24 protein-coding genes are annotated in these 25,006 nt (G+C 71.5%); 13 read left to right on the top strand and 11 right to left on the bottom strand.

What is annotated here, in order from left to right; translation table 11 throughout:
- Positions 1–25: 25 nt before the first annotated feature.
- Genes HNR13_RS18830 through HNR13_RS18820 form a run of 3 tightly spaced genes read left to right on the top strand, consistent with a single transcriptional unit; the run spans position 26 to position 3,142 of the window.
- Positions 26–889, top strand: a complete 864-nt coding sequence (locus HNR13_RS18830) for a ketose-bisphosphate aldolase (protein WP_179608212.1) — start codon at positions 26–28, stop codon at positions 887–889.
- Positions 861–2,111, top strand: a complete 1,251-nt coding sequence (locus HNR13_RS18825) for an ADP-dependent glucokinase/phosphofructokinase (protein ID WP_246312813.1) — start codon at positions 861–863, stop codon at positions 2,109–2,111. Before HNR13_RS18830 ends, HNR13_RS18825 begins: the two co-directional genes overlap by 29 nt.
- A complete protein-coding gene (locus tag HNR13_RS18820) occupies positions 2,108–3,142 on the top strand; it encodes a hypothetical protein (protein WP_179608209.1) in 1,035 nt (344 codons plus the stop codon). Before HNR13_RS18825 ends, HNR13_RS18820 begins: the two co-directional genes overlap by 4 nt.
- A gap of 37 nt (positions 3,143–3,179) precedes the next feature.
- On the opposite strand, the gene HNR13_RS18815 is transcribed toward HNR13_RS18820, so the two are convergent.
- Positions 3,180–3,893 carry a hypothetical protein gene (locus tag HNR13_RS18815; RefSeq protein ID WP_179608208.1) on the bottom strand — a complete coding sequence of 238 codons (714 nt, stop codon included), beginning with the start codon at positions 3,891–3,893 and terminating at the stop codon, positions 3,180–3,182.
- A 200-nt stretch (positions 3,894–4,093) separates the two neighbouring features.
- Here HNR13_RS18815 and HNR13_RS18810 point away from each other — a divergent pair, with 200 nt between their 5' ends.
- Entirely contained in the window at positions 4,094–5,650 is a 1,557-nt protein-coding gene (locus HNR13_RS18810; protein WP_343063619.1) for an APC family permease, read from the top strand.
- 63 nt (positions 5,651–5,713) lie between these two features.
- Here the strand turns inward: HNR13_RS18810 and HNR13_RS18805 are convergent, their stop codons facing one another.
- The 3 genes from HNR13_RS18805 to HNR13_RS18795 all read right to left on the bottom strand — a co-directional run bounded on the left by HNR13_RS18805 (position 5,714) and on the right by HNR13_RS18795 (position 9,560).
- Complete coding sequence (locus tag HNR13_RS18805) at positions 5,714–7,021, bottom strand: aspartate aminotransferase family protein (protein ID WP_179608206.1); 1,308 nt, start codon at positions 7,019–7,021, stop codon at positions 5,714–5,716.
- 81 nt (positions 7,022–7,102) lie between these two features.
- Complete coding sequence (locus HNR13_RS18800; RefSeq protein ID WP_179608205.1) at positions 7,103–8,143, bottom strand: phosphotransferase; 1,041 nt, start codon at positions 8,141–8,143, stop codon at positions 7,103–7,105.
- 7 nt (positions 8,144–8,150) lie between these two features.
- Positions 8,151–9,560, bottom strand: a complete 1,410-nt coding sequence (locus HNR13_RS18795) for an aldehyde dehydrogenase family protein (protein WP_179608203.1) — start codon at positions 9,558–9,560, stop codon at positions 8,151–8,153.
- Between the two features lie 152 nt (positions 9,561–9,712).
- Between HNR13_RS18795 and HNR13_RS18790 the strand changes: the two genes are divergently transcribed.
- A complete protein-coding gene (locus HNR13_RS18790) occupies positions 9,713–10,678 on the top strand; it encodes an AraC-like ligand-binding domain-containing protein (protein ID WP_179608202.1) in 966 nt (321 codons plus the stop codon).
- A gap of 59 nt (positions 10,679–10,737) precedes the next feature.
- Here HNR13_RS18790 and HNR13_RS18785 read toward each other — a convergent pair whose 3' ends face one another.
- From HNR13_RS18785 to HNR13_RS18770, 4 genes are all read right to left on the bottom strand, one after another.
- A complete protein-coding gene (locus HNR13_RS18785; RefSeq protein ID WP_179608200.1) occupies positions 10,738–11,724 on the bottom strand; it encodes an NADP-dependent oxidoreductase in 987 nt (328 codons plus the stop codon).
- 109 nt (positions 11,725–11,833) lie between these two features.
- Positions 11,834–13,456 carry a carboxylesterase/lipase family protein gene (locus HNR13_RS18780; RefSeq protein ID WP_246312812.1) on the bottom strand — a complete coding sequence of 541 codons (1,623 nt, stop codon included), beginning with the start codon at positions 13,454–13,456 and terminating at the stop codon, positions 11,834–11,836.
- A gap of 2 nt (positions 13,457–13,458) precedes the next feature.
- On the bottom strand, positions 13,459–14,130 hold the full coding sequence (locus HNR13_RS18775) for a GAP family protein (RefSeq protein ID WP_179608198.1): 672 nt from the start codon (positions 14,128–14,130) through the stop codon (positions 13,459–13,461).
- Between the two features lie 160 nt (positions 14,131–14,290).
- Positions 14,291–15,322 carry a LacI family DNA-binding transcriptional regulator gene (locus HNR13_RS18770; RefSeq protein WP_179608196.1) on the bottom strand — a complete coding sequence of 344 codons (1,032 nt, stop codon included), beginning with the start codon at positions 15,320–15,322 and terminating at the stop codon, positions 14,291–14,293.
- A gap of 156 nt (positions 15,323–15,478) precedes the next feature.
- On the opposite strand from HNR13_RS18770, the gene HNR13_RS18765 reads away from it, so the two are divergent.
- Genes HNR13_RS18765 through HNR13_RS18745 form a run of 5 tightly spaced genes read left to right on the top strand, consistent with a single transcriptional unit; the run spans position 15,479 to position 20,809 of the window.
- Complete coding sequence (locus HNR13_RS18765; RefSeq protein WP_218881268.1) at positions 15,479–16,834, top strand: ABC transporter substrate-binding protein; 1,356 nt, start codon at positions 15,479–15,481, stop codon at positions 16,832–16,834.
- 2 nt (positions 16,835–16,836) lie between these two features.
- Positions 16,837–17,826 carry a carbohydrate ABC transporter permease gene (locus HNR13_RS18760; protein WP_246312811.1) on the top strand — a complete coding sequence of 330 codons (990 nt, stop codon included), beginning with the start codon at positions 16,837–16,839 and terminating at the stop codon, positions 17,824–17,826.
- Positions 17,823–18,647 carry a carbohydrate ABC transporter permease gene (locus HNR13_RS18755; protein ID WP_179608195.1) on the top strand — a complete coding sequence of 275 codons (825 nt, stop codon included), beginning with the start codon at positions 17,823–17,825 and terminating at the stop codon, positions 18,645–18,647. Before HNR13_RS18760 ends, HNR13_RS18755 begins: the two co-directional genes overlap by 4 nt.
- 3 nt (positions 18,648–18,650) lie before the next feature.
- Entirely contained in the window at positions 18,651–19,634 is a 984-nt protein-coding gene (locus HNR13_RS18750) for a glycoside hydrolase family 68 protein (RefSeq protein ID WP_179608193.1), read from the top strand.
- Positions 19,634–20,809 (top strand): serine hydrolase domain-containing protein, encoded by a 1,176-nt coding sequence (locus HNR13_RS18745; RefSeq protein ID WP_179608192.1) that lies wholly within the window; start codon positions 19,634–19,636, stop codon positions 20,807–20,809. Before HNR13_RS18750 ends, HNR13_RS18745 begins: the two co-directional genes overlap by 1 nt.
- An 18-nt stretch (positions 20,810–20,827) precedes the next feature.
- Here the strand turns inward: HNR13_RS18745 and HNR13_RS18740 are convergent, their stop codons facing one another.
- Positions 20,828–21,295: a MarR family winged helix-turn-helix transcriptional regulator gene (locus HNR13_RS18740; protein WP_218881267.1), complete on the bottom strand. Its 468-nt coding sequence runs from the start codon at positions 21,293–21,295 to the stop codon at positions 20,828–20,830.
- 61 nt (positions 21,296–21,356) lie between these two features.
- On the opposite strand from HNR13_RS18740, the gene HNR13_RS18735 reads away from it, so the two are divergent.
- From HNR13_RS18735 to HNR13_RS18725, 3 genes are read left to right on the top strand one after another with little or no spacing between them, the layout of a single operon-like run.
- Positions 21,357–21,725 carry a VOC family protein gene (locus HNR13_RS18735; protein ID WP_179608188.1) on the top strand — a complete coding sequence of 123 codons (369 nt, stop codon included), beginning with the start codon at positions 21,357–21,359 and terminating at the stop codon, positions 21,723–21,725.
- Between the two features lie 56 nt (positions 21,726–21,781).
- A complete protein-coding gene (locus HNR13_RS18730) occupies positions 21,782–22,222 on the top strand; it encodes a MerR family transcriptional regulator (RefSeq protein ID WP_179608187.1) in 441 nt (146 codons plus the stop codon).
- A complete protein-coding gene (locus HNR13_RS18725) occupies positions 22,219–23,232 on the top strand; it encodes an NAD-dependent epimerase/dehydratase family protein (RefSeq protein ID WP_179608185.1) in 1,014 nt (337 codons plus the stop codon). The genes HNR13_RS18730 and HNR13_RS18725 overlap by 4 nt, the downstream gene beginning before the upstream one ends.
- On the opposite strand, the gene HNR13_RS18720 is transcribed toward HNR13_RS18725, so the two are convergent.
- Entirely contained in the window at positions 23,219–23,929 is a 711-nt protein-coding gene (locus tag HNR13_RS18720; RefSeq protein WP_218881266.1) for an SDR family NAD(P)-dependent oxidoreductase, read from the bottom strand. The two genes, HNR13_RS18725 and HNR13_RS18720, sit on opposite strands and share 14 nt — an antisense overlap.
- Positions 23,930–23,932: 3 nt before the next feature.
- Positions 23,933–24,958, bottom strand: a complete 1,026-nt coding sequence (locus tag HNR13_RS18715) for a LacI family DNA-binding transcriptional regulator (protein ID WP_179608184.1) — start codon at positions 24,956–24,958, stop codon at positions 23,933–23,935.
- Between the last annotated feature and the right edge of the window lie 48 nt (positions 24,959–25,006).

Raw genomic sequence — 25,006 nt, 5'->3', positions numbered from 1 at the left:
GAACGTCAAACAGAAAGAGAGAACCGTGCTATACACAGGGAAGTCCATCCTGGACGTCGCCAATGCGAACAACTTCGCCATCCCCGCCTTCAACATCAGCGACTGGGCGATGTTCAATGGCGTGATGGACATCAGCGAGGAGCTCGAGGCTCCGGTGATCATCGCGATCCACCCGGACGAGGTCGCCCACGTCACCACCGACCTCATCCCGGCGATGCACTCGCGCGCGCACCGCTCGAGCGTGCCGGTCGCGATCCACTGGGACCACGGCGGAACGTACGAGCAGATCATCACGGCCATCCGGGCCGGGTTCACCTCGGTGATGATCGACGCGTCGCTGCTGCCGTTCGCCGAGAACGTGGCGCTGACCCGCAAGGTCGTGGACGCCGCCCACGCGGTGGGCATCCAGGTGGAGGGCGAGCTCGGCACGATCGGGGCCAACGACAGCTACGGCGAGGCGGGCGCCGCGGAGATCATCTACACCAACCCGGCCGACGCGGTCCGTTTCATCGAGGAGACCGGCGTCGACAGCCTCGCCATCGCGATCGGCACCTCGCACGGCCTCTACCCGTCCGACAAGAACCCGGAACTGCGCCACGACCTGCTCCAGGAGATCAAGGCCGCGACCGGGATCCCGCTGGTGCTCCACGGCGGATCGAGCAACCCCGACTCCGAACTGCGCAGGGCGGTGGAGCTCGGTATCAACAAGATCAACATCTCCAGCGACATCAAGGTCTCGTACCACAACCGGATGCGGGAGGTCCTGGGAACGGACGAGCGCCTGCGCGAGCCGAACGCCATCCAGCCCGAGCCGATCGCGGCCCTGAAAGTCACCGCGGCGGAGAAGATCGCACTGTTCGATGCAGCCGGCAAAGCGAATCTCTACTGACGCGCACGCTCCCTCGGGGCCAGGGCGATTCGTCCTGGGCTTCGGGGGCACGATCGACCACGAGATCGTGTGGGACGGCGAGCTCCTGACTGCGCTCGCCGCGGCGTACGGGCTCGGGGTCGCGAACTGCGACCCCGAGCTGCCCATCGTCGACGAGCGGTCGCTCGTCGCCGTCATCCTCGGGCACGCGCGCGCTCGGCGCGGCGGCGAACGGTTCGTCGCCGTCCCCGACGTCATCGGGACGTTCTCCGCACGGCATGAGCGGGTCGTCACCATCGGCGGCACCTGCGTGCGCGCCGGTCTGATCATGCGGGAGCTCGGCGTGCGGTCGACGACCGTCCTGGTCGCGATCGATGAGACGTTCCTGAGCCTGTACCCGGCCGACTGCGACTACCTCCTCAGCGACCGCGAGGCCCGGCTGACCCCGCACCTGATCGTCCAGCTCCCTGCCGCGGGCCGGGTGCCGGTGGCCGACGGCGAGATCGTCATCGACCGGCCGAACCGGCTGATCTTCGTCAACGACCCGCCGCAGACCCTGATGGAGCTGAGCCCGGACCTCGGCCAGGCGCTGGAGGCCGCGGAGGTGCTGCTCATCTCCGGGTTCAACGCCATGACCGAGGCGGGCCTGCTCCGGGCGCGCCTCGACTCGCTCGAGCGTGCGGCGCGGTCCCTGCCGGCCGGTGCGCTCATCTTCTACGAGGATGCGGGCTACCACTCGGACGAGATACGCGCTGTCGCGCTCGCGGGGCTGACCCCGCTGATCGACGTCCACAGCATGAACGAAGACGAGTTGCAGGTCCACCTCGCGCGTGACGTGGATCTCCTCGACCCGGAGGACGTCCTTCGTGCGGTCGCCGACCTGCACCTGCTGTTCCCCGGGCCCACCCTCGTCATCCACACGCGGCACTGGGCCCTGGCATCCGGTCCGCTGGCGCCGCGGCTGGAGACCGCCCTGGCGGGCGGTATCCGGGCGGCGTCCGCGCGGTACCTCCACGGCGACGGGGTGACCGCCGACGACGTGGCGCGCCTCGAGAGCGAAGCCGTGCCGCAGGCGCATCGGACGGTGGCGGAGGCGATCGCCGCGTCCGACCCCGCGAGCATCCGGTGCGTTCCCGCGTACATCCTGCACGCGGAGAATCCGACGACGATCGGGCTCGGCGACTGCTTCGTCGGAGGTCTTCTCGCCGGACTTCCCGTCGGCGAACGCGAGGGGGCCCGGTGACGGGGTCGACCCGCCCGATCCGGTTGCAGGCGAACCGGCCGACGCCCCGGCCGTATCGAGGCGGGGCCGGCATCGAGCGCTTCCGAGCGGTGATCGGGGCGGCCGATCCGTGGGCACCCGAGGACTTCCTCGGCTCCACGGTCACCACCTTCGGCTCGAACGACGATGGGCTCACGAGGATCGACGGTGTCCCGCTGAGGGACCTCATCGCCGCCGACCCGCTCGGCTTCCTGGGCGCCGAGCACGTCGAGCGTTTCGGAGCCGACACCCGGCTGCTGTGCAAGCTGCTGCACACGGGGGAGCGGCTGTTCGTGCACGCGCACCCGGATTCGGACTTCGCGCGGCGCGAGCTCGGAGCCGACACCGGCAAGACCGAGGCCTGGATCGTGCTCGCCGTCGACGAACCCGAGGGCGGCCGCGCCTGGCTCGGGTTCGCCGATGACGTGGACGCCGATCGCCTCGAGAGCTGGTTCGAGAAGCAGGAACCGGATGAGCTGGTGGCCGCGCTCAACGAGATCGAGTTGCACCCCGGCGACACCCTCTTCGTCCCGGCCGGGGTGCCGCATGCGATCGGCTCGGGCATCCTGCTCCTCGAACTGCAGCAACCGGCCGACCTGTCGGTGATCCTCGAGTACGCCCCCTTCGAGCGGTTGACGCGTGAAGCTGCGCTCCTCGGACTGGATGCCCGCACGGCCTTGAGCAGCGTCGCCCGCACGCGCTTCACCCCGGCGGACATCGCCGAAGCCCTCGGCCGGCTCCCAGCCGGTCCGTACGCCGCGCTGTTCCCGGACGCCGCACGCGCGTTCTTCCGGGCGGAAGCCATCGCGGTGACTCCCGAGAGCCCGATCGAGCTCCCGGCGCAGTACGCGGTGCTGGTCGCGACCGACGGACAGGGGACGCTCCGCACCCGCGGAGAGACGATCACGCTGACAGCCGGCGATGTCGTCCTCATTCCCCACGGCGCGGGGCCGGTCGGCCTGGCCGGGGAGCTGCGTGCGATCCGGTGCCTTCCGCCTGATCCCCGTGGGTGAGCCGGCGCGTCTGCCTGACGGCGTCGCCCGCGGCGGCCTAGCCTTCCGAGGTCTCGTGCGCAGCCATAGCCGGGGTCACAAGGACGGGCGCGGCGTCCCGCAGGTGTGCGTGCGGCAGTACGAGTCCGCGGCTCCCTCTCGGCCTGACCGCGTTCAGCCGGGCGAGAAGACTCAGGACCCTCTGGTCGTGAAAGGAGATCGCGAAGACGGCTTGGATCTTGTGAAGTTCCCAGCGGCCTTCGCCGGTGCTCATCAGCAGCTCCCCGAGGTGTGCGTAGACGCCTCCCGACTGCCTCCTCCACTCGCGGACAGCTGCACCTGCCCTCATCCGTGAGCGGCGAGGCGGCGCTGCCCACGCCGCACGCTCGACGCAGTTGAGCACTGTGCTGTACTGCCGTTCGAAATCGACGAGGTCGCTCGCGAACAACACGCCTGTCCGCGCGCCGAGTTGCGCATCTTCGCTGTACCCGCTCGGTCGCGGGTACCACCAATTCCGCCCGTCGTACGCCTCGCCGGTCGTGCGGATCACCGGCCCGGATCCCTCGAGCTTGCGGCGCGCGTCCATCACGTCGTCGCTTCCGAGAAGGGTGAGCAGCCCTTCGACCCGACGATGGATCTCGAAGCCGATCTCGCCCCGTGCTTTCGTCCGCGCCTGCGCGAGAGCAACGATCGAAACGGCCAAGGAGCCGACTGCGATCAGCACGGCTGTCCACGACGCGAGCGGTCCGACCTCGAGTCCCAAGAAGTGCACGCGATACCTTTCCTCACCGACCGCTATCGGCGCTGGAGGGGATCGCGTAAGTGCGGTCCGCCGCGACGCCTGACACCACCCCGACTGTTCCGCTGCAGTCAACCGCCGTGCACCCCCGAGCAAGCGCGTCGGGCCCGCGCGCGATTGGATCGTCTTCAATCGCGCATCCCCTGAGCGCGTCCCATCGAGGGAGAACCCCAGTGACCTCCACCTCTGACACCTCTGACACCGCTGTCAGCGTCACCCCGCATCCTGCCGCCCACCGCCGTCTCGGTGTGCCCGCCGTCACCTTCATGATCGTCGCCGCCTCGGCGCCGCTGACCGTCCTCGCCGGAGGCGTGACGACGACGTTCGCCGTCACCGGCGTGCTCGGGGTGCCGTTGTCGTTCCTGCTGCTCGGCGCCGTGCTCGCGATCTTCGCGGTCGGCTACGCCGCCATGAGCCGCTACGTGACCAACGCCGGCGCCTTCTACTCGTACGTCTCGCAGGGCATCGGGCGGCCGCTCGGCGTCGGCGTCTCGATCGTCGCGCTGGTGTCGTACAACGCCATGCAGATCGGCGTGTACGGCCTCTTCGGCTATCAGGTCGCCTCGCTGCTGAACACCAAGTTCGGCTGGGACCTGCCCTGGTGGCTGCCGATCCTCGTCTGCATCGCGATCGTCGGCGTCCTCGGCGTGAACCGTGTCGACCTCTCCGCCAAGGTGCTCGGCGTGCTCGTGGCGCTCGAGTTCCTGGTCGTCATCGTCTACGACGTGGCCGCGTTCGTCGTCGCCCCGGAGGGGGTCAGCGCGCAGGCGCTCAGCCCCGCGGCGCTCTTCGTGCCCGGCATCGGGGCGGTCTTCGCGTTCGGCATCGCCGCCTTCATGGGCTTCGAGGGAGCCGCGATCTACGGCGAGGAGGCGAAGGACCCCAAGCGGACCGTCGCGCGCGCGACCTACACCGCGGTCGGCGTCATCGCCCTCTTCTACGCGCTGTCGTCGTGGGCCATGACCATCGCCTCCGGCCCCGCCAAGGTCATCAAGGACTCGACGGAGCAGGGCCCGAACCTGATCTTCTCGTTCCTGGAGACCAACGTCGGCGTGCTGATCAGCGACATCGCCCAGGTGCTGTTCATCACCAGCCTGTTCGCGTCGCTGGTCAGCTTCCACAACGCCGTCGCCCGCTACTTCTTCTCCCTCGGCCGCGAGGGCGTGCTGCCGTCGTGGCTGGCGCGGGTCCGCGCGCACAGCCGGGCGCCGTGGGCGGGCTCGCTCACCCAGACGGTCCTCGCGCTCGTCGTGATCGCCGTGTTCGCGCTCGCCAGCGTCGGCTGGGTGCCGCCGAAGGGCGCCCCGGCCATCCTGTTCCCGGTGCTGACGCTGTTCTCGTGGCTGACCAACACCGGCGCCCTCGGCCTGGTGCTGCTGATGGCGATCGTGTCGTTCGCGGTCGTCGGCTTCTTCCGGCGCTCCGGCCACGGTCTCGGCGTCTGGCAGCGGGTGGTCGCCCCGGTGGTCTCCGGGATCGGGCTGACCGTGGTCTTCATCCTCATCGTCGTGTACTTCAACACGCTGCTGACCAGCGACCCCACGGCCCCGCCGTCGGCGACCACGTTCCTGCTCCCGGCGATCGTGATCCTCTCCGGCGTCGCCGGCATCGTCTGGGGCTACGTGCTCAAGCGCCGCAACCCGCGGGTGTACGCGCAGATCGGGCATGGCACGGAGAAGCAGAACACGGAGGAGCACAACACAGCGGAGCAGAACGCGCCGGAGCTCTGAGGCGAGTCGAACGACGATGCCCGGGCCGTCTGAGGACGGCCCGGGCATCCTCGTTTCCGATGGTCAGCGCCCGCCGACCTCCGCCAGCGCGTCGGCGAGCGTCGCGAGCAGCAGGTCGACCTCCGCTGCCTCGATCGCGAGCGGCGGCCGCATCTTGAGGACGCTGTCGTGGCGGCCGATCCTGCTGACCAGCACCCGGCGGTGGCGCATCGCCTCCACCACCGCCTTGGTGCGGGCGGGGTCGGGCCGGGCGCCGGCGTCGGCGGCGGGCCGGTCGTAGACCTCCACGCCGAAGAACAGTCCGTCGCCCTTCGGCACGCCGATCCACGGGTGCTCCGCGCCGAGCTGCGCCAGGGCGGCCCGGATGGCGCGGCCGTTCTCCTGCGCCCGCTCGACCAGGCGCTCGTCCGCCAGCACGTCGAGCACGGCCAGGCCGGCCGCGGCGGAGACGGGGTTGCCGCCGAAGGTGTTGAAGTACATGTTGCGGGGGCCGAACTCGTCCAACAAGGCGGCGGGGAGGGCCACGCCGCCGAGCGGGTGGCCGTTGCCCATCGGCTTGCCCATCGTCACCAGGTCCGGGACGATGCCGTGGTTCCGGTGGCCCCAGAAGCTGCGGCCGGTGCGGCCGAAGCCGGACTGGACCTCGTCGGCGATGACCAGGCCGCCGGCGCGGCGGACGCGCTCGGCCAGCCCGCGGACGTAGCCCTCCGGCACCCGGTTGAGCCCCTCGGTCGAGAACAGGGAGTCGAACAGCACCGCGGCGACGCCGAACCCGGCCGCCTGCAGGGACGCGATCGCCTCGTCCACCTCGCGCAGAGCGGCGTCCAGCACCGCGTCCTCCGGCTGCGCGCCGGCGGGACCGTCCACGTCGGCGCCGTCGAGGTCGGGGATCCGCAGCGTGCGGACGTGCGGGCCGAGCCCCTCGTGCGCGCGCAGGCCGGTCGTGACCCGCGCGAGCGCCTGGGTGTGGCCGTGGTAGCTGAAGTCCGAGATCAGGATTCCGGACGCGCCGGAGTGCTGCGTGGCGATCCGGAACGCGAGGTCGTTCGACTCCGACCCGCTGTTCGTGAAGACGATCCGGTCGAGGGCGTCGTCGAAGGTCGCGAGCAGCCGTTCGGCGTAGTCGACCACGCGATCGTTCAGGTAGCGGGTGTGGATGTTGAGCGTCGCGGCCTGCTCCGCGATCGCGGCGACGACCCGCGGATGCGCGTGGCCCACGTGCGGGACGTTGTTGTAGCCGTCGAGGTACCGGTCGCCGTGCGCGTCGGTCAGCCAGACGCCCTCGGCTCGCACGAACTCGAGGGGCCGGTCGTAGAACAGCGGGCTGTACGGGCCGAGCGTGTCGAACCGGCGGGTCAGGAGGTCGGTCATGGGGCTGCTTCCATCGGTGTCGGGGAGTCCATCGGGGTCGGGGAGTCCATCGGGGATCGGAGAGGGGGCGCCGGGCGCCCGTCAGCCCAGGACGAGCTCGGGCCAGCCGGTGCGGCCGGTCGCGAGATAGAGCGACGAGGCCCGGACGATGCGGGGGAGGAGGTGCTCGAGGTGGAACCGGGTGGCCTCCTCGTCGGGCCGCTCCACCGACCACGCCAGGTAGGAGAGCGAGCGGGCGAGCAGGAGCGGCTGCCAGGCGGCGGCGTCGGCCGCGGTCAGCGTCCGCCGCTCCCGGTAGCCGTCCAGCAGCGCCGCCAGCAGCGCGTCGGCCTCCGGATGCCCGGTGAGGAAGAAGGCGGAGGTCGCGAGATCGAACAGGTACCAGCCCTCCCCGCAGTCGTCGAAGTCGATGACGGCGATCCTGCCGGCGGAGAGCAGTACGTTCTCGAGCGTCAGGTCGGCGTGGATGGGGCCGTAGGTCGCCGCCGAGCGCTCGAGCGCGGCGAGCTCCGTGGCCAGCGTGTCCTGTGCCTGCGCCAGCGTCGCGCGCTGCCCGGGCGTCAGCGCGGGGAGCCCGGAGGCGCGACCCCAGAGCGCCGCGGGTCCGCAGAGGCCGGCGGCGTCCCAGGCGGGCCGGTCGTAGCCCTCCGGTGCGCCGGAGCGCTCGGCGCAGTCGTGCAGCGCCGCGATCGTGCGGCCGAGCTCGCGGAGGTGGGCGGCGGCGGGCCGGCTCCGGCCGGTGAAGGTGTCCGGCGACGAGCCGATCGGGGTCGCGGCCGGCAGCCACTCCTGCGCGGTGACCTGGGCGACGGCTCCCTGCGCGTCGGTCACGTGCGCGACGTGCGATCCGTCGCGCCGCCGCAGCGGACGCGCGACGTTCACGCCGGCGCGGGCGGCGGACTCCAGGAAGGCCGACTCCGACTCGATCTCCCGGTCGGTGCGATAGCCCGGGCGGTGGACCTTGAGCGCCCACTCCGCGGAGCCGGACGTGACGCGGAACACCACGTTCTCCCGGCGGTTCGCGAAACGGAGGGCGGCCTCCCGGTCGATCCCGAAGTCGCCCAGCGCGCGCCGCGCGAGCTCCTCGGCGGGATCGGTCGCGGTCGCGGGTTCGGCTCGCACAGCGGCCTCAGCCGTTGATGACGCGCGGGACCGCCACGGCCTTCAGGCCCTCGACGCCGAACTCGACACCGTAGCCGGAGCCCTTGACCCCGCCGAACGGGATCATCGGGTGGACGCCGCCGTGCGAGTTGATCCAGACCGTGCCGGACTCGATGCGGGCGGCGATCCGGCGCGCCTCGTCGCGGTCCGGTCCCCAGACGGAGCCGCCGAGGCCGACGTCGAGGCGGTTCGCGCTGGCGATGGCGTCCTCCACGTCGGTGTAGCGGATGATCGGGAGCGCCGGGCCGAACTGCTCCTCGTCGACGAGCGCGACGCCGTCGGCGATGTCGGCGACCAGGGTGATCGGGTAGAAGAGCTCGCCGAGTTCGGTGGCCGGGGAGCCGCCGGTGACGATGCGGGCGCCGTGCGTCTTGGCGTCCTCCACCAGGCGGTTCACGATGTCGAACTGCTGCCGGTTCTGCAGCGGGCCGAGCACGTTGTCCTCGTCCAGCCCGTTGCCCATCGGGGTGGCCTTCGCGACCTCGGCCAGGGCCTCCACGACCTCGTCGTAGACCGAGTCGTGCACGTAGAGCCGCTTGAGCGCGGCGCAGGTCTGGCCGGTGTTGATGAACGCGCCCCAGAACAAATCCTGCGCGATCGCCGTCGCGTCCGTGCCGGGCAGCACGATCCCGGCGTCGTTGCCGCCGAGCTCCAGCGTCAGCCGGGCCAGGTTGCCCGCCGAGCTCTCGATGATCCGACGGCCGGTCGCGGTGGACCCGGTGAACATCACCTTGTCGATGTCGGGGTGGGAGGCCAGCCGGGCGCCGACGTCGCGGCCGCCGGAGACGGCGATGAGCGCGTCCGCCGGGAGGGCTTCGTTCAGCACGTCGACCAGGGCGAGGACGCTGAGCGGGGTGTACTCGGACGGCTTGACGACGACGGTGTTGCCCATCCGCAGGGCCGGCGCGAGCTGCCAGACGGCGATCATGAGCGGCCAGTTCCACGGGCCGATCGCGCCGACCACGCCGACGGCGCGGTAGTGCAGCTCGGCGTGCGTCTCGCCGTCGTCGACGAGCACCTCGGGCTCCAGCCGGAGGGCGGCGTTGGTGCGCAGCCACGCGGAGCAGGCGCCCACCTCGAAGCGCGCGTTCGGGCCGTTCAGCGGCTTGCCCTGCTCGCGGGAGAGCAGCCGGGCGAGCTCCTCGGCGCGGGCGTCGACGGCGTCCGCCGCGGCGTTCAGCGCGGCCGAGCGCGCCTCGTGGCCGAGCGCCTCCCACGCGGGCTGCGCCGCCCGCGCTCGGGCGATCGCCGCGTCGAGCTCGGCGACGGTCGCCTCCGGAGCGTTGCCGATGACCTCGCCGGTGGCCGGATCGTGGATGGGCCGGCCGTCGCCGTCCGGTGCGCTGACGCGGTCGAGGAGGTCGCGGACATCGGTCATGGTGGTTCTCCTTGCGCGGGAAGTGGTCCGTTCAGTCTTGCTCGGGCCGGCCCGGGGAGGTTGTCCGTGCGCGCAGGGGGTATGACGAGGGGTGCACGGACGGTGCTAACATCCTCGTCACGGATCGTATACAAAGTAGTCCCCGGTCCAGAATGAGGTCGATCGTGCCACCCGAGCTTCTCCGGTCCTCCGAGTCAGCGCCCCTGCTCGATTTCAGCGGCTTCCGCACCGCGGTGTCGGAGTCCTTCGTGCCCCTGCAGGTGACCAGCGACCGGCCGGAGCCGTTCTTCGGGCGGATCCGCTCGGCGGAGGCCGACGAGATCCACGTGTCGGAGGTGAACGCCTCGCGGCACGTCGTGGAGCGCACGCCCGAACTGATCGCGCGCGCCGACCGCAACTACTTCAAGCTCAGCCTCATGCTCTCGGGCACCGGGCTGCTCATCCAGGAGGGGCGGGAGGCCGTGCTGCGGCCCGGCGACCTCGCCGTCTACGACACCCACCGGCCGTACACCCTGGTGTTCGACGACGACTTCCGCACCGTCGTCGTCATGTTCCCGAAGCACCTGATCGGGCTGCCGGCCGAGCTGGTCTCGCAGCTCACCGCCGTGCGGTTCGACGGCGGCGCCGGGGTCGGCAGCATCGTCGCGCCGTACCTCGGCCAGCTCGCCGGCAACCTCGACCGGCTCTCCGGCGCGACCGGCGCGCGGCTGGCGCACAGCGCCCTCGACCTGACCGCCACGCTCTTCGCGGACCACCTCGGCACCGCCGCCGAGCTCGCCCACCCGCACCACGCCCTGATGGGCCGCATCCGCGAGTACATCGAGGCCAACCTGTCGTCCGCGGACCTGGGACCTGCGCAGCTGGCGGCGGCGCACTTCATCTCGACCCGGCACCTGCAGGGGCTGTTCCAGGAGCAGGGCACCACCGTCTCGGCGTGGATCCGGTCGCGCCGTCTGGAGCGCTGCCGTCGCGAGCTGATGGATCCGCTGTCGGCCGGCCGCTCGGTGGCGTCGATCGCGACGCGCTGGGGCTTCGTCGACGCCGCGCACTTCAGCCGGGTGTTCAAGGCGGCGTACGGGGAGTCGCCGTCGGCGGCCCGGGCGGCCGCGCTGAGCTGACGGTCGCTGGCCTGACGGTCGCCGAGCCGACGGTCGCCGAGCTGACGGTCGCGGGGCGATCAGCCCCGCGCTTCCTGCACGTCGCGGGCCTTCAGGTTGCGGTACGTGGTGACCGGGTGGGTGCCGAGGACGACCTTGCCGCGCGAGTGCAGCTTCGCCAGGTCGTCGTAGGCGACCGCGATCTCGTCCAGCGGGTAGTAGCCGGAGATGAGCAGCGTGAACGCGCGCTCGTCGGCCAGCTGGGCGAGGCGGCCGAGCTGGGCGGTGGCGTGCGCGATCGAGGCGGGATCGTCCTGGAGCAGCCGCAGCTCGGTGTCGCGGCGGTCGGCGCTCGACCGGTACCGTGACGCCGGCACGCCGAGCTCCTCCGCGAGGCCACGGCCGTCCTGACCGAAGTTGTCGATCAGAGCCGTCACGCCGTCGGGCGCGAACTCGCGGATGCGGCGTTCGATGCCCTCGCCGTAGGTCACCGGCTTGATGCCGAGCTGCCGCAGATAGTCGAAGTTGCGTTCCCCGCAGGTGCCGATGACGAAGGCGCCCCGGTGCTTGGCCACCTGGGCTTCGATGCTGCCGACTCCGCCCGCGGCGGCGGAGATCACCACGGTGTCGCCCGGGCCGATGCGGAGGTCGTCGAGGATGTCGAGCGCGGTCACGCCGGCCAGGAAGAGCCCGCCCGCGACCTCCCACGGGACGTGCGCCGGCTTGGGGACCAGCGCCGCGACGGGGACGACGACATGGGTGGCGTGCGCACCCTGGCGCACGTGCCCGATGACCTCGTCGCCGCGCCGGAAGCGGCCGTCCGCGTCGCCGACCTCGACGATGCCGGCGAAATCGCTCCCGGAACCGCGCGGGAAGGGCTCGTCCGCCCAGGCCTCCTCGCGACCGCTGCGGATGAACCCGTCGATGTGGCTGATGCCGGCGGCGATCACCTCGACGAGCACGTCACCGGGCCCGGGAGCGGGGATCGCCCGCGACCGCGCGCTGAGGACGTCGGTGTCGCCGTTCGTGTCGTACTCGATCACCGTCATCGAAGTCTTCTTGGCCATGGTGAGGTCCTTCCCGGCGCTGGATCGCCCCAGTGCCGAGGATATCCCTAGACAAGTAAGATTCTCTACCGTCTACCGAAACTCCGGGTCCTCGCGCCGCGGCGGCGACCTACCGGAAGGACAGCACGGCATCGCCCCACCCAGCCCGGAGGCGGCCGTCGAGGTCGGGCACGACGCGGTCCTCCGCGCCGATGACGAGGGTGTCGCGGCCGTTCTCGTCGTAGGCGGGCCAGTCGTCGCCGGGGACCCCGGTCGTCGCGAACGCGGTCCAGCGGCCCAGCAGCCGGGCGGAGAGCGCCTCACCGGTGCGGCGGCCGCCGAGGAGGAAGGTCGGATCCTTCTTCTGGCTGTGCAGGTCGCCCCAGACGTACGGGAGCTCGGTCGCGTGGGCCGCCCGGATCCCCATCAGCCGCAGCATCGGCGTCGCGTAGTCGAAGCGGTACAGGCGGGTCGGGGCGACGCGGGAATGCCCCGAGGCGACCCAGACCGCGGGCATCCGGAAGCCGATGTCGGTCGCGATGTCGAGCCCGCGGACCTTCTCGCGCACGCCGGCGTAGACGGCGAGCACGTCGTCGCGCTCCGGCGGCACCAGGCCGGGGTTGTCCTCCATCATCAGGGCGAACATGCGCTCGATCGAGTCGCGGGTGATCGGGATGAGCGGCGACTTCATGAACTTGAACAGCGTCGCCTCGTCGCGGTTCGTGCCGATCACCAGAGGGACGGGGTGGCCCCGGCCCTCGCTGAGGACCGTGATCGGGTGCTCGGGGACGAGGTCGCCGTCGACGACAGGGGCGAACGCCAGCGTTCCCGGGATCGTGCTCGGGACGTCGTTGTAGACCTCCGCTCCCGCGGCGACGATCGTGTCGACCGGCAGGTCGCGCACGGCGTCGAGGTCGTCCGGGGCGACCTGCGCCGCCGCCAGGAACCGCTCGGCCACCGCGCGCGCCCGCTCCCGCCCGTAGATGGAGCTGGCCGGAGAGCTCTCGGCGATCGCGGCGTGGAAGAGACCGGCCGCCGCGGGCGTGGCGAGCAGCGTCGTGACGAGGCCGCCTCCCGCCGACTCCCCGAACACCGTGACCCGGCCGGCGTCGCCGCCGAACGCCGCGATGTTGTCGCGGACCCATTCGAGCGCGAGCAGCACGTCCCGCAGCGCCAGGTTGCTGTCGAAGACGTGCTCGGCGTCCGAGAACGAGGAGAGGTCGAGGAAGCCGAGCGGCCCGATCCGGTAGTTGAGCGTGACGACGACGACGTCGCCGGTCGCGGCCAGCTCGGTGCCGTCGAAGAGCGGCTGGCTCGCCGAGCCGTAGGTGTAGGCGCCGCCGTGGATCCAGACCATGACCGGCTTGCTCTCGGCGCCGCCCTCCGGCCGCCAGACATTGAGGAACAGGCAGTCCTCGTCCAGGACCGGGTCGGGGCCGAGGTCGATCGCCGGGACGCGCTTCTGCGGAGCCGCGGCGCCGAACGCCGTGGCGTCGACGCAGCCCTCCCACGGCTCGGCGGCCACTGGGGCCCGCCAGCGGCGCGCTCCGGTCGGCGGCTGGGCGTAGCGGATGCCCTTCCAGGACGACGCGCGCTCGCCGGCGACGCCGCGGACGGCGCCGGCGGCGGTGACGACGACGGGTCCGCCGGGGGAGGTGGTCTCTGCGGTGTCCATGGTGTCCTGCTCCCTCGTCTCGTCCGTGCTCGCCTGGGTCGTGCTGCTCTGGTCGGTACTCGTCTGGTCGGTGCTCATCGTCAGGCCGCCAGCGCTGTGATCAGGTTGACCGCTTCCATCACGGCGAGGAGCCCGAAGAGGACGGTCATGATGACGGCGTTGTGTTCGATCATCACATCTTTGAGGCGGGTCAGGCCTGCCGTGACGCCGGGCGCTCCCGTCGCCGCGAGCGCGGTCGGGGCGAGGACGCCCAGAGCGGCGACCAGGGCGAAGGCGAGGCAGAGCGCTGCGATCGCGAGCAGCGGCAGCCCGGCGCCGCCGAACGCGGCCCCGGCCTTCAGCTCCAGCGGGATGTTCTTGGAGTTGGTGGCCGCCATGAGCGCGCCGAGCCCGGCGGACCGCGCGGGGGTCAGCGTGTCGACCGCCGCGAGCCAGGCGGGAGTGCGCCGCGGCTTCCCCGCCCGCGGCCGGCCCAGCCAGCTCGCGACCGCCAGCGCGAGGAATCCGAGGCCGAGGACGGCGGCCGCGATGATCCCGAACGTCGACGACCCGGACTTCGCCCCCGTCGACCCGGCCGAGGTCAGCCCGGCCACCAGCGTCACCGCGAACCCGACCGCCGTGAACGACACCGCGTACGCGAGCGCGTTCCTCCGCCCGCCCGCTGAGAGCAGCAGGGCGACGGTGGCGACGATGGGGAGCGGGCTGAGCACGACGCCGAGGGCGAGTGCGAAGGTGGAGGCGATGCCGTCCATGGGTGCGGGCCTTTCGTTGCGGATCAGGAATGTCGAACCGCTTCGACGGTATCCAGTGCCCGCTCGCCGTCACAGGAAGCTGTACGGGTACTACGACAGGGGCATCAGAATCTGCACAGGGAACGTACAGGGAGGGTCGGGACGAGGCGCCGACGGCGCGTCACACCGCCGCCGCGCGCACCGAGTCGCGCTCCACGAGCGGCATCGGCAGCCGCGTCTCGCCGTCGCCCTCGCCCTCGTCTCCGAGGAGGAGCTCGACCGAGCGCCGGCCCATCGCCTCGTGCGGGAGCGCCACGGTCGTGAGCCCCGGTCGCAGGTAGGCGGCGAGCTCGTCGTTGTCGAAGGAGACGATGGAGATGTCGTCGGGGATCCGCAGGCCCGCCTCCGCGATCGCCTGGTACGCGCCGAACGCAAGCCGGTCGTTCATGGCGAGGATGGCCGAGGGGCGCGGACGCTGCCGCAGGATCTTCTTCGTCGCCTGGTAGCCGCCGTCCGGCTCCCACAGCCAGATCGACGACTCGCTGCTGAACTCCGCGCCGTGCTCGGCCATGGCCGCGCGGATGCCCGCGATCCGGTCCGCCACGGTCGCCGACCGGAAGAGCCCCTCCTCCTTCTTCTCGCTGTGCCCGAGCAGGGCGATGTCCTCGCGGATGCCGGCGGCGACGAGCACGCCGACCGCGCTGCGGCCGCCGCCGTGCTCGTCGGGGAGGACGGCACGCGGGAAGCGGGCGTTCGTCGCGTTCAGCATGACGGCGGGGGTATCGAACGCGATCTCGGGGAGGAAGAGCTCCCGCGCCCGCATGCTGGCGAACACGAACCCGTCGACCTGCCGGTCGAGCGCGGCGCCGATGGCCTCCGACTCGCGCTTGGGCTCCCCGCCCGTCTCGAGCACCATCATCACATGCCCGGCCGCCTCGGCCGCGGCGATCGCGCCGGTGATCAGGCCGGACGCGTAGCGGGTCGTCGCGACGAGGTCGGAGACGAAGGCGATGGTGTGGGTCTTGTCGGTCTTCAGGCCGCGAGCCGCGACGTTCGGCCGGTAGCCGAGCTCGGCGGCGGCGGCGTGGACGCGGTCGTGGGCGTCCTGGGAGAGCCGCGTGTCCGGCCGCCCATTGAGGATCATGGACGCGGCGGACATCGACAGCCCGGCCCGCCTGGCTACGTCGGCGAGCGTCACCCGCTTGCTCAGCATCGAGTTTCCTCCTCTAGCGGATGCTATCCGGTTCGGTCATCGCAATCCGGGGACATCATTTGACAAACCGGCGGACGTGACCCCAGTATAAGCGTGCTGAAAGCATTTAGCAGCGGGATCGAACCCGATCCGGTCCTGAAGACAAGGGAGTCCTGTATGTCATTCGCTTCCCCCCGGCGCCGCATCCGCGGCGTCCTCACGGCGGGCGTCGTCGCCTCGGCCGTCGCCCTCGTGCTCGCCGGGTGCGCGCCCGGGTCCGCCACCACCGGACCGGCCAAGGGCGCCACCGACGTGAGCACCCAGCTCACCTCCAAGAAGGTCACGCTCACGATCGCGGACGAGACGGGCTTCCCGCTCACCGACGATCTGACCAAGGAGTTCACCAAGCAGCACCCGAACGTGACCTTCAAGGTCACGCGCGACACGTTTCAGAACCTCACCGCCAACGCGCCGAAGCTGCTGGCGAGCTCCACGCCACCCGACCTGATCCGGCTCCCCACCCTCGGCGACACCGTCAAGGACGGTCTCGTCGCGAACCTCGACCCCTACTTCACCGCCTATGGCTGGGACAAGTGGCCGGCCGCCCAGCTCGCGCCGCTGCGGATGACCGCCGACGGGGTCCGCGGCAGCGGCTCGCTCTACCAGCTCGGCCTCGGCTACAGCGTCACCGGCGTCTTCGTGAACACGAAGCTCGCGGCGCAGGCGGGCATCACGGAGATCCCGAAGACGCTCGACGAGCTGGGCGCGGACTTCGCGAAGGCCAAGGCCGCCGGCGTCGCCCCGCTGGTCGAGGGCGACAAGGACGGCGTGGTCAACTTCACCGTCCAGGCCGCGATGAACCAGTACGTCGACAAGCAGCAGTTCCTCGACTGGATGTTCAACAAGCCCGGCGCGACCTACGACCAGCCGGGCAACGTCAAAGGCGCGGAGCTCATCCGCACCTGGGCGGACGCGGGCTACTTCCCGTCCGACATCAACGCGGTGGACTACTTCACCTTCGTCAGCAACTTCCAGGACGGCAAGGGCGTCTACACGTTCAACGGCAACTGGGAGGCGGCGAACTACGCCAAGAAGCTCGGCAAGGACGTCCAGTTCTTCCTCGTCCCGCCGGCGAAGGCGGGCGGCGACCACGTCGCGATGGGAGCGGCGAACTCGTTCTCCGCTGCCGCCAAGTCGAAGAACCTGGACACCGTCGCGTACTTCCTCAACTGGGTCCACACGAACGCCAAGGCGCGGCAGATCGTCGTCGACGTGACGGGCGCCGCCCCGGGCGGCGACCCGGCCGAGGCGCAGCCGAAGGTCGAGAAGGGCTCGATCACCGAGCAGGTCCTCCAGGCCGCGGCCCAGATCGGCAAGGAGAACGGCCAGGTCGACTTCATGGCGAACACCACGGCCGGCATCTACGCCGGCGCCATCATCCCCGAGTCCCAGCTGCTGGTGACCGGCAAGATCACCGGCGCGGAGTTCGTCCAGAAGGTCCAGGCGTTCTACGCGCAGGAAGTGAAGAAGTAACCATGTCCGCTGTGCAGTCCCGCACGGGCGCTCCCGCGGTCCGCCAGGATCCGTCGGCGCGGCAGACGGAACGCGGCCGCCCGCGCGGGGCTGCGCAGCGCCCGGCCGCCCGGAGACGGTCGGCCGGGCGAGGGCGGCGGATCGGCTGGCTCCTGGTCGCACCCGCCCTGATCGCGTACTCCGCGTTCGTGCTCTGGCCGCTCATCCAGGGCATCCAGTACTCGTTCTACGACTGGAACGGCATCGGCGCCTCGACCTGGGTCGGCTTCGCCAACTACCTGACGGTGTTCACCGACCCCGACCTGCTCGGCTCGATCGTCAACGCGTTCATCCTGATCGCGTTCTTCACGATCATCCCGGTCAGCTTCGGCCTCGTCCTCGCGACCCTCATCCGCTCGATGCGGGCCGGCACGTTCACCAGCTTCTCGCAGACGGTCCTGTTCCTGCCGCAGATCATCCCGCTCGCCGCCGCCGGCATCGCCTGGTCGTGGATGTACGCGCAGACCGGCGCGGTGAACCAGATCCTGAACGCGGTCGGGTTGGGCGGTCTGGCCCGCCCGTGGCTCGGCGACTACCAGACGGCGCTGCCCGCCGTCGGCCTGATCGGGTCGTGGACGCTGACCGGCCTGTGCACCGTGCTGCTGCTGACCGGCATCGGCAAGATCGACGTCTCGCTGTACGAGGCTGCCCGCCTCGACGGCGCCGGCTGGTGGCGGGAGTTCTTCACCATCACGCTGCCCGGGCTGCGCCAGGAGCTCGCCGTCCTGATCACGCTCACCGTCATCGCGGCGCTGAGCAGCTTCGACATCATCTACACCACCACGCTCGGCGGTCCGGGGCGGGCGACCCTGGTCCCCGGCATCTCGATCTACCGGATCGGGTTCACCCAGAGCCAGGTCGGCCTCGCCTCCGCGTTCGGCATCATCCTGATGCTGCTCGTCCTCGCCGTCGTCCTCCCGATCCAGCGCCTCTCGAAAGTCCGTGACTCATGATCGTCAACCCCGTGGAGAAGTGGACGGGCCGCGCGCTGCTCGCGGTCGTGCTCGTCCTCACCCTGATCCCGCTGGTCAACATGGCGTCCGCCGCGCTGCAGCCCGCCGACGTCAACCCGACCGGCCTCACCTGGCCCTCGAACCCGCAGTGGGGCAACTTCGCGGAGGCCTTCACGACCGGCCACGTGTGGGAGCTGATGGGATCGAGCGCGCTGATCGTCCTCGGCGTGGTCCCGATCAGCCTCCTCATCTCCAGCATGGCGGGGTACGCGCTCGGCAGCCTGAACATCCGCGGCGGCCGCGCGCTCCTGATCCTGTTCGTCCTCGGCCTGACGATCCCGTTCGAGGCGCTGATCATCCCGCTGTACTACGAGATGCAGTCGCTGAACGTGCTGAACACGCAGTGGGCGATCATCCTGCCGCTGATCGGCCTGTTCATGCCGTTCAGCGTGTTCTGGATGCGCGCGCACTTCGTCAACGTGCCGGCGGAGCTCTCCGAGGCGGCCCGCGTCGACGGCGCGACGATGTGGCAGGAGCTGCGCCACATCCACCTGCCGCTGGCCCGGCCCGCCCTCTCGGCGCTCGCGATCCTGCTCTTCCTCTGGACCTGGAACCAGTTCCTGCTCCCGGTCGTCCTGGTCGCGGACCCGCTCCAGCGCACCGTGGCCGGCGCCCTCACGTTCTTCCAGGGGCAGTACAGCCTCAGCATCCCGCTGCTCAACGCGGGCGCGCTGCTCATCATCATCCCGACGATCGTGGTCTTCGTGATCTTCCAGCGCCAGTTCATCCGGGCGCTGATCCAGGGCGCGGTCAAGGGCTGACGGATGGCGTTCAGCAAAGACGGTCACTGGGTCTGGGACTTCTGGCTCGCCGACGACGGTGAGCGGTACCACCTCTACTACCTGCACGCCCCGACCTCGCTCGGCGACCCGCAGCTGCGGCACCGGAACGCGCGGATCGGCCACGCGATCTCCGGCGACCTCGTCGAGTGGGAGGACCTCGGCGAAGTGCTGTCGGCCGGCGACGCCGGCGACATCGACAGCTCCGCGACCTGGACCGGCAGCGTCGTGCGGGGCGACGACGGCCTCTGGCGGATGTTCTACACCGGCTCGCGGTTCCTCTCGCCGAGCGAGATCACGAACGTCGAGACGATCGGCGTCGCGGTGTCCGACGACCTGCACACCTGGCGGAAGGACCCCCGGCTGCAGCTGCAGGCCGACCCCGCCTGGTACGAGATCCTCCCGGACGGCACCTGGCACGAGGAGGCCTGGCGCGACCCGTGGGTGTTCCGCGACAGCGCGGGGGAGGGCTGGCACATGCTCGTCACCGCGCGGGCCCGCGGCGCCCGCTCGCGCCGCGACACCGACCGGGGCGTCGTCGGGCACGCCCGCTCGGCCGACCTCCTGCACTGGACGGTGCAGCCCCCGCTCAGCTCGCCCGGCGGCGGCTTCGCGCACCTCGAGGTGCCGCAGACGGTCCGGCTCGGCGGCCGCGACCTGCTGCTGTTCTCGTGCGACGCGGCCCACCTCGCCGGCGACCGCGTCGGCGCGGCCGGAGGCGTCTGGCTCGCCGACGCGGAGTCCGCCACCGGGCCGTTCGACCTGACGGGTGCGTACCTGCTGACCCCGGAGTCGCTGTACGCCGGGCGGATCGTCGAGGACCGCAGCGGGACGCCGCGCCTCATCGCCTTCGAGAACGGCGGGACGGACGGCGGCTTCCTCGGCCGCATCACCGACCCGCTCGACATCGCCACCGATGGCGCGGAGCCCCGCGCCGTCCTGTACGTCCAGGAGAGGAACCCCGCCTGATGGCTGACATCCACGGAGACACCGAGCGCGGATACGAGCCGCTCGCCGACGCGTTCGCGGCGGCGTTCCGCGACCGGCCGACGATGGGCGCCGGGCTCTCGGTGCGGGTCGGCGGTCACCGCGTCGTCGACCTCTGGGGCGGCGTCGCCGACGAGCGCACGGGGCGGCCCTGGACAGCGGACACCCCGACGGTGATCTTCTCCTGCACCAAGGGCCTGATGTCGGTGCTGGTCGCGCGGCTCGTGCAGGAGGGCCGGCTCGACTACGCGGCACCGGTCGCGCGCTACTGGCCGGAGTTCGCGGCGGCCGGCAAGGCCGGCGTGACGGTGGCCGAGCTGCTGTCGCACCGCGCGGGCCTCTCGGCGCCGCGCGAGCCGTTCGGCATGGAGCAACTGCTCGACTGGGACGCCGCGACCGACGTGCTCGCTCGCCAGAGCCCGCTTTGGGAGCCGGGAACCGGGTACGCCTATCACGCCATCACCCACGGCTGGCTCGCGGGCGAGCTGGTCCGCCGGGTCACCGGGCGGTCGCCCGGCGACTATTTCGCCGAGCTCGTGTCCCCGATCACCGAGGACGCCTGGATCGGCCTCCCGGACGCCCAGGCCGCGCGCGTCGCCCACCTGCAGGCCTCGGCCAGTCAGCTGGAGGCAGGGGAGCAGCTCCTCGAGGCGCCTTCGGAGTGGACGGGCCTCGCGATGACGCTGGGCGGCGCTCTCCCCGCGGCGCTGGTCACGCCGGACGGCGGCTTCAACGACCCGCGAGTGCGCGCCGCCCAGATCCCTGGCGCGGGAGGGATCGCGACCGCGGACGCGCTCGCGGCCATCTGGTCCTCGACCGTGGTGGACACGGCGGGCACCCGACTGCTGGACGATGCGACGCTCGCGCGAGCGGTCGTGCCGACGTCCTGGGGCGAGCCGGTCTTCCCGACCCCCGGTCCGTGGCCGCGCTGGGGCCGCGGCCTGCAGCTCGACTCGGAGGCGCGCCGCTACCTCGGACCAGCCGCATTCGGGCACGACGGCGCGGGCGGCCAGGTCGCCTTCGCCGACCCGGAGGCGCAGGTCGGGTTCGCGTTCGTGACGAACTGGCTGGAGGCCGGCGCCGACGACCGGGCCACGACGATCGTGGACGCGCTCCGCGCGGTGCTCGCGGAGCGGGTGCCTGCGCTGTCGGACTGAGTGCGAAACGCTGGGCCGCTACGCGGTCGGCTGCGGCTCGACGTCGTCGCGCAGCGCTCGGACCATGCTCCGCAGCGCCGTGAACGCGGCTGCCTGCTCGTCCGGCGTCATCCCGCCCAGCATCCGCAGCTCCACCGAGCGCACCGCCGCGCTCGCCGTCGCCAGACTCCGCCGCCCGCGAGCCGTGAGCCGTGCCGGCAGCGCCTTCCCGACCGGGGGCGCCGCCGGGCGGGTCACGTACCCGTCGCGTTCGAGCGCCTGGAGCAGCACGTTCATGGTCTGGCGGGTCACGAACGCGCCGCGCGCCAGGTCGGAGTTCGACAGTCCGGGGCGCTGCGCCAGGAGTTCGAGGCAGGAGTAGTGGGTCACGGTCATCCCGAGCGGGCGGAGCACCTCCTCCATCGCCGTGCGGAGGGCGCTCGACGCCTCCTTCAGCGTGTAGCCCAGGGAGGTCGCGAGGTGGATTCCGTCGACAGGGGCGCTCATGTCAGTAGTCTGACATAGGCTTCGGGGTGTCAGAAAACTGACACACGAGAGGAGTTCCATCATGCCCGCCATCGGCCCCGATTTCATCTCGCTCCAGGCGCGAGACCTCGACGCGTCACAGGCCTTCTACGAGCGCTACCTCGGCCTCGTGCGCTCGCCCGCCGGACCTCCGCACGCCGTCGTCTTCGCGACGGAGCCGATCGCCTTCGCCCTCCGGGAGGTCGTGCCGGGAACGGACCTGGCGTCCGTCGCGCAGCCCGGCGTCGGCGTCGCGCTCTGGCTCCGCGCCACCGACGTCCAGGCGATCCACGACGCGCTCGCCGCCGACGGGCGCACCGTCGTCTCGGCGCCGGTCGACGGACCGTTCGGCCGCACCTTCACGTTCGCCGACCCGGACGGCTACCACGTCACCCTCCACGACCGGGGCTGAACTCACAGCCGACCGGCGCTTGACTTCAAGCGCTTGAGGTCTGTTCTGATGGGGTCATGACCGGTTTGAGCATCCAGGACGTGTCCCGGCAGAGCGGGCTCAGCGAGCCCACCCTGCGGTACTACGAGGAGGTCGGGCTCCTCGGCCCGATCGCCCGCGACGGCAGCAGCGGGCACCGGCGCTACAGCGAGGGCGACCTCGACGCGGCGCAGGTGCTCGCCTGCCTGCGCGCGATGGGCGTCGGCATCGAGGACATGCGCACGTACCAGGCGAACCGGCTCCTCGGGCACGCGGCGGCGGGAGAGCAGCGCGACATCCTGCTCCGTCACGCCGTGCGCGTCGAGGAGCAGCTCGCGACCCTGCGCACGCACCTCGACTACCTGCGCGCCAAGGCCGCGCTGTGGGACGCCCGCGCGCGCGGCGACGTCGCGGGCGAGGCCGAGGCGCACGTGGAGCTCGAAGCCATCCTTCCCCGACTCGAGGAGACCTTCCGATGAACAGCGCACCCACCATCCTGGTGACCGGAGGCACCGGCTACCTCGCCACCCGCCTCCTCGCCGACCTCCTCGGCTCCGGGGCCGAGGTCCGCACGACGGTGCGCGGACCCGACCGCGCGGACGAGGTGCGCGCGGCCGTCCGGCGCGCCGGGAGCGACGACTCCGGGCTGTCGTTCGCCGCGGCCTCGCTCACCGAGGACGACGGCTGGGACGCCGCGCTCGCCGGGATCGAGGACGTCTACCACGTCGCATCGCCGATGATCCAGACGGCGGACCCGGCCGAGGTGGTCGTCCCCGCGCGCGACGGGTCGCTCCGGGTGCTCCGCGCCGCCCGTTCCGCCGGGGCGAGACGGGTGGTGCTCACCTCGTCGTTCGCGGCCGTCGGCTACTCGCCGAAACCCGTCCGAGACTACGACGAGACCGACTGGACCGACCCGGAGACCCCCGGCCTCCCGGCCTACCCGCTGTCGAAGGCGGTCGCCGAGCGCGCCGCCTGGGACTTCATCGAACGGGACGGCGGCGACCTGGAGCTGGTCGTGGTCAACCCGACCTGGATCGCCGGACCGACGCTGACCGCCTCGGCACGGTCGTCGCTGCAGCTCTTCGCGGGGATGCTCGACGGCACGATGCCGGCCGTCCCGCGGCAGCGCTTCGGCATCGCGGACGTCCGGGACGTGGCAGCGGCGCACGTCGCGGCGATGACGACCCCCGCGGCGGCGGGCAGGCGCTACCTCGTCCTCGCCGACGGGCCGACGATGACGTTCCTCGACGTGGCGAACGTGCTGCGCGACCGGCTCGGCGACGTCGCGCGGCGGGTGCCGACGGCGGAGCTGCCGGGCGACGAGCCTGCGCCGCTCGTCATCCACAACGAGCGCGCGAAGGCCGAGCTCGGATTCCGGCCGCGCCCGGCGGTGGAGACGATCGTGCAGACGGCGGAGAGCCTGCGGGAGCGGGGGATGCTCGCGGACGTCGGGAAGCGGGCGGAGGTCGCGGACCCTACCAGGGAATGACCTCGTCGAGGTGGTTCCGGAACTGCAGGCCGCCGTCCCCGACGTGCCGGTCGAGCGTGTCCACCAGCCCGGTGACGCTCTCTTCGACGGTCAGCGGTGCGCCGTCGCCGCCGAGCTCCGTCTGCACCCATCCGGGATGGAGCAGCAGGAGCGTCCGCCGGTCGGTGCGTCGGGCGTCGTAGCTGCGGATGAGCTGGTTGAGTGCCGCCTTGCTGGCCCGGTATACCTCGTGACCGCCGCGCACGTTGAGGCTGATGCTGCCCTGCCGCGAGGTCATGACCCCGATGGTGCCGTCTTCCCGGACGAGCGGCGCGAGCGCTTCCACCGCTCGCACCGGCCCCAGTGCGTTCGTGACCATGACCCGTTCGAACACATCGGTCGCGACCGCGGACGCTGGGAGGTCGGGGTCGGTGATCCCGGCGTTGACGAACAGCAGGTCGAGGCTCCCCGGAGCGAACTCGCCGCGCAGCCGTTCGAGGTCGGCCGGCGCCGTGATGTCCGCTCGGGTGACCGAGACGCGTCCCGCCGACGCCGCCGCGAGCTGGTGGAGTCCGGTCGTGGTGTCGCCGCGCACCGTCCCGGTGACCACCCAGCCGCGGGCAGCGAGCTCGGTGGCCAGCCCGAGCCCGAGGCTGCGGGAGGCGCCGATGATGAGGGCGTGGCGGAGGTGTGCGGTGTCGTCCAGGGCTGTCTCCACTCGTCAGACCGTGCTCGACCGCACGATCAGTTCCGGCTCCAGCAGCTCGTGCCGTACGGCCGTCCCCTCGTCGACGAGGATCTCGACCAGGAGCTCCGCGATGCGGTCCTTCGGCTGGCGGATCGAGGTGATCCCGAAGCCGGACTCCCCGGCCACCGGCGAGTCGTCGAAGCCGGTGACGGCCACGCCCGAACCCACCGGGATGCCGAGTTCGCGGGCGACGAGGAACACGGCCAGCGCGTGCTGGTCCGTCGCGCTCACGATCGCGGTCGGCGGGTCGTCGGAGGTCAGCAGGGCGCGGGCCGCGGCCAGCAGGTCGATGAACTCCGGTCCGGTCTCCATCACCCGGCCCGGCGCGAGCGACGACTCCAGCCCGCGTGCGGTGCACGCGCCCAGGTAGCCGAGGCGCCGGTAGCGGGTCGTGATCAGGCCGTCGGGGTAGCCGAGATAGGCCAGCTCGCTGTGGCCCAGCGAGGTCAGGTGGTCGACGGCGAGGATGATGCCCTTCTCCGCGTCGGTGTCGACCCAGTTCCAGGTGGCGCTCTCGTCGTGCGGGTCGCCGCCGTAGGCGACGAACGGGATGCCGCGCTCGGTGAGCGCGGGCAAGCGGGGGTCGCCGAACCAGATGTCGGGCACGATGAAGCCGGCCGCCATCTGTCCGTAGTAGAGGTCCTCGCAGGCCTCGATCTCGTGCGACCCGGTGGAGATGAGGGTCAGGTTGCGGCCGTGCTGCTCGCAGGTCGCGGCCAGGTCGTGCAGGAACTGGTCCATGTACGCGTCGGCGGCGAAGCGGTGCGGGCCGATCAGGTAGCCGATCTGCCGGGGGAGGGCCAGCCGGAGGCTGCGGGCGACCAGGTTGTTGCGGTAGTCGAGGGCGTCCATCGACGCGCGGACCCGCTCCCTCGTCGACTCGCTGACGATGTCCGGGCGGTTGATGGCGTTGGAGACGGTCATGACGGAGACGCCGGCGTGCCGGGCGACGTCGGCCATGCTGGGCTTGCGTTTGCCCGCCTTCTTGGGAGCGGTCATGAGTCCTTCATCTTCGCACAGTGCTGGTTACTCACTTGTAAGCATAAA

It is taken from the genome of Leifsonia shinshuensis, assembly GCF_013410375.1.
Classification (GTDB): domain Bacteria; phylum Actinomycetota; class Actinomycetes; order Actinomycetales; family Microbacteriaceae; genus Leifsonia; species Leifsonia shinshuensis.
The sequence above is the reverse complement of the archived record's forward strand: the minus strand, read 5'-3'. Positions and strand labels throughout refer to the sequence as shown.

What these genes read in the sequence shown, in the direction of transcription:
- HNR13_RS18735 (WP_179608188.1), top strand. Translation starts at nt 21,357, where the DNA reads ATGCCCGCCATCGGCCCCGATTTCATCTCGCTCCAGGCGCGAGACCTC.
- HNR13_RS18760 (WP_246312811.1), top strand. Translation starts at nt 16,837, where the DNA reads ATGTCCGCTGTGCAGTCCCGCACGGGCGCTCCCGCGGTCCGCCAGGAT.
- HNR13_RS18750 (WP_179608193.1), top strand. Translation starts at nt 18,651, where the DNA reads ATGGCGTTCAGCAAAGACGGTCACTGGGTCTGGGACTTCTGGCTCGCC.
- HNR13_RS18795 (WP_179608203.1), bottom strand. Translation starts at nt 9,560, where the DNA reads ATGACCGATGTCCGCGACCTCCTCGACCGCGTCAGCGCACCGGACGGC.
- HNR13_RS18755 (WP_179608195.1), top strand. Translation starts at nt 17,823, where the DNA reads ATGATCGTCAACCCCGTGGAGAAGTGGACGGGCCGCGCGCTGCTCGCG.
- HNR13_RS18740 (WP_218881267.1), bottom strand. Translation starts at nt 21,295, where the DNA reads ATGAGCGCCCCTGTCGACGGAATCCACCTCGCGACCTCCCTGGGCTAC.
- HNR13_RS18765 (WP_218881268.1), top strand. Translation starts at nt 15,479, where the DNA reads ATGTCATTCGCTTCCCCCCGGCGCCGCATCCGCGGCGTCCTCACGGCG.
- HNR13_RS18805 (WP_179608206.1), bottom strand. Translation starts at nt 7,021, where the DNA reads ATGACCGACCTCCTGACCCGCCGGTTCGACACGCTCGGCCCGTACAGC.
- HNR13_RS18715 (WP_179608184.1), bottom strand. Translation starts at nt 24,958, where the DNA reads ATGACCGCTCCCAAGAAGGCGGGCAAACGCAAGCCCAGCATGGCCGAC.
- HNR13_RS18745 (WP_179608192.1), top strand. Translation starts at nt 19,634, where the DNA reads ATGGCTGACATCCACGGAGACACCGAGCGCGGATACGAGCCGCTCGCC.
- HNR13_RS18775 (WP_179608198.1), bottom strand. Translation starts at nt 14,130, where the DNA reads ATGGACGGCATCGCCTCCACCTTCGCACTCGCCCTCGGCGTCGTGCTC.
- HNR13_RS18725 (WP_179608185.1), top strand. Translation starts at nt 22,219, where the DNA reads ATGAACAGCGCACCCACCATCCTGGTGACCGGAGGCACCGGCTACCTC.
- HNR13_RS18825 (WP_246312813.1), top strand. Translation starts at nt 861, where the DNA reads ATGCAGCCGGCAAAGCGAATCTCTACTGACGCGCACGCTCCCTCGGGG.
- HNR13_RS18730 (WP_179608187.1), top strand. Translation starts at nt 21,782, where the DNA reads ATGACCGGTTTGAGCATCCAGGACGTGTCCCGGCAGAGCGGGCTCAGC.
- HNR13_RS18770 (WP_179608196.1), bottom strand. Translation starts at nt 15,322, where the DNA reads ATGCTGAGCAAGCGGGTGACGCTCGCCGACGTAGCCAGGCGGGCCGGG.
- HNR13_RS18785 (WP_179608200.1), bottom strand. Translation starts at nt 11,724, where the DNA reads ATGGCCAAGAAGACTTCGATGACGGTGATCGAGTACGACACGAACGGC.
- HNR13_RS18780 (WP_246312812.1), bottom strand. Translation starts at nt 13,456, where the DNA reads ATGAGCACCGACCAGACGAGTACCGACCAGAGCAGCACGACCCAGGCG.
- HNR13_RS18790 (WP_179608202.1), top strand. Translation starts at nt 9,713, where the DNA reads ATGAGGTCGATCGTGCCACCCGAGCTTCTCCGGTCCTCCGAGTCAGCG.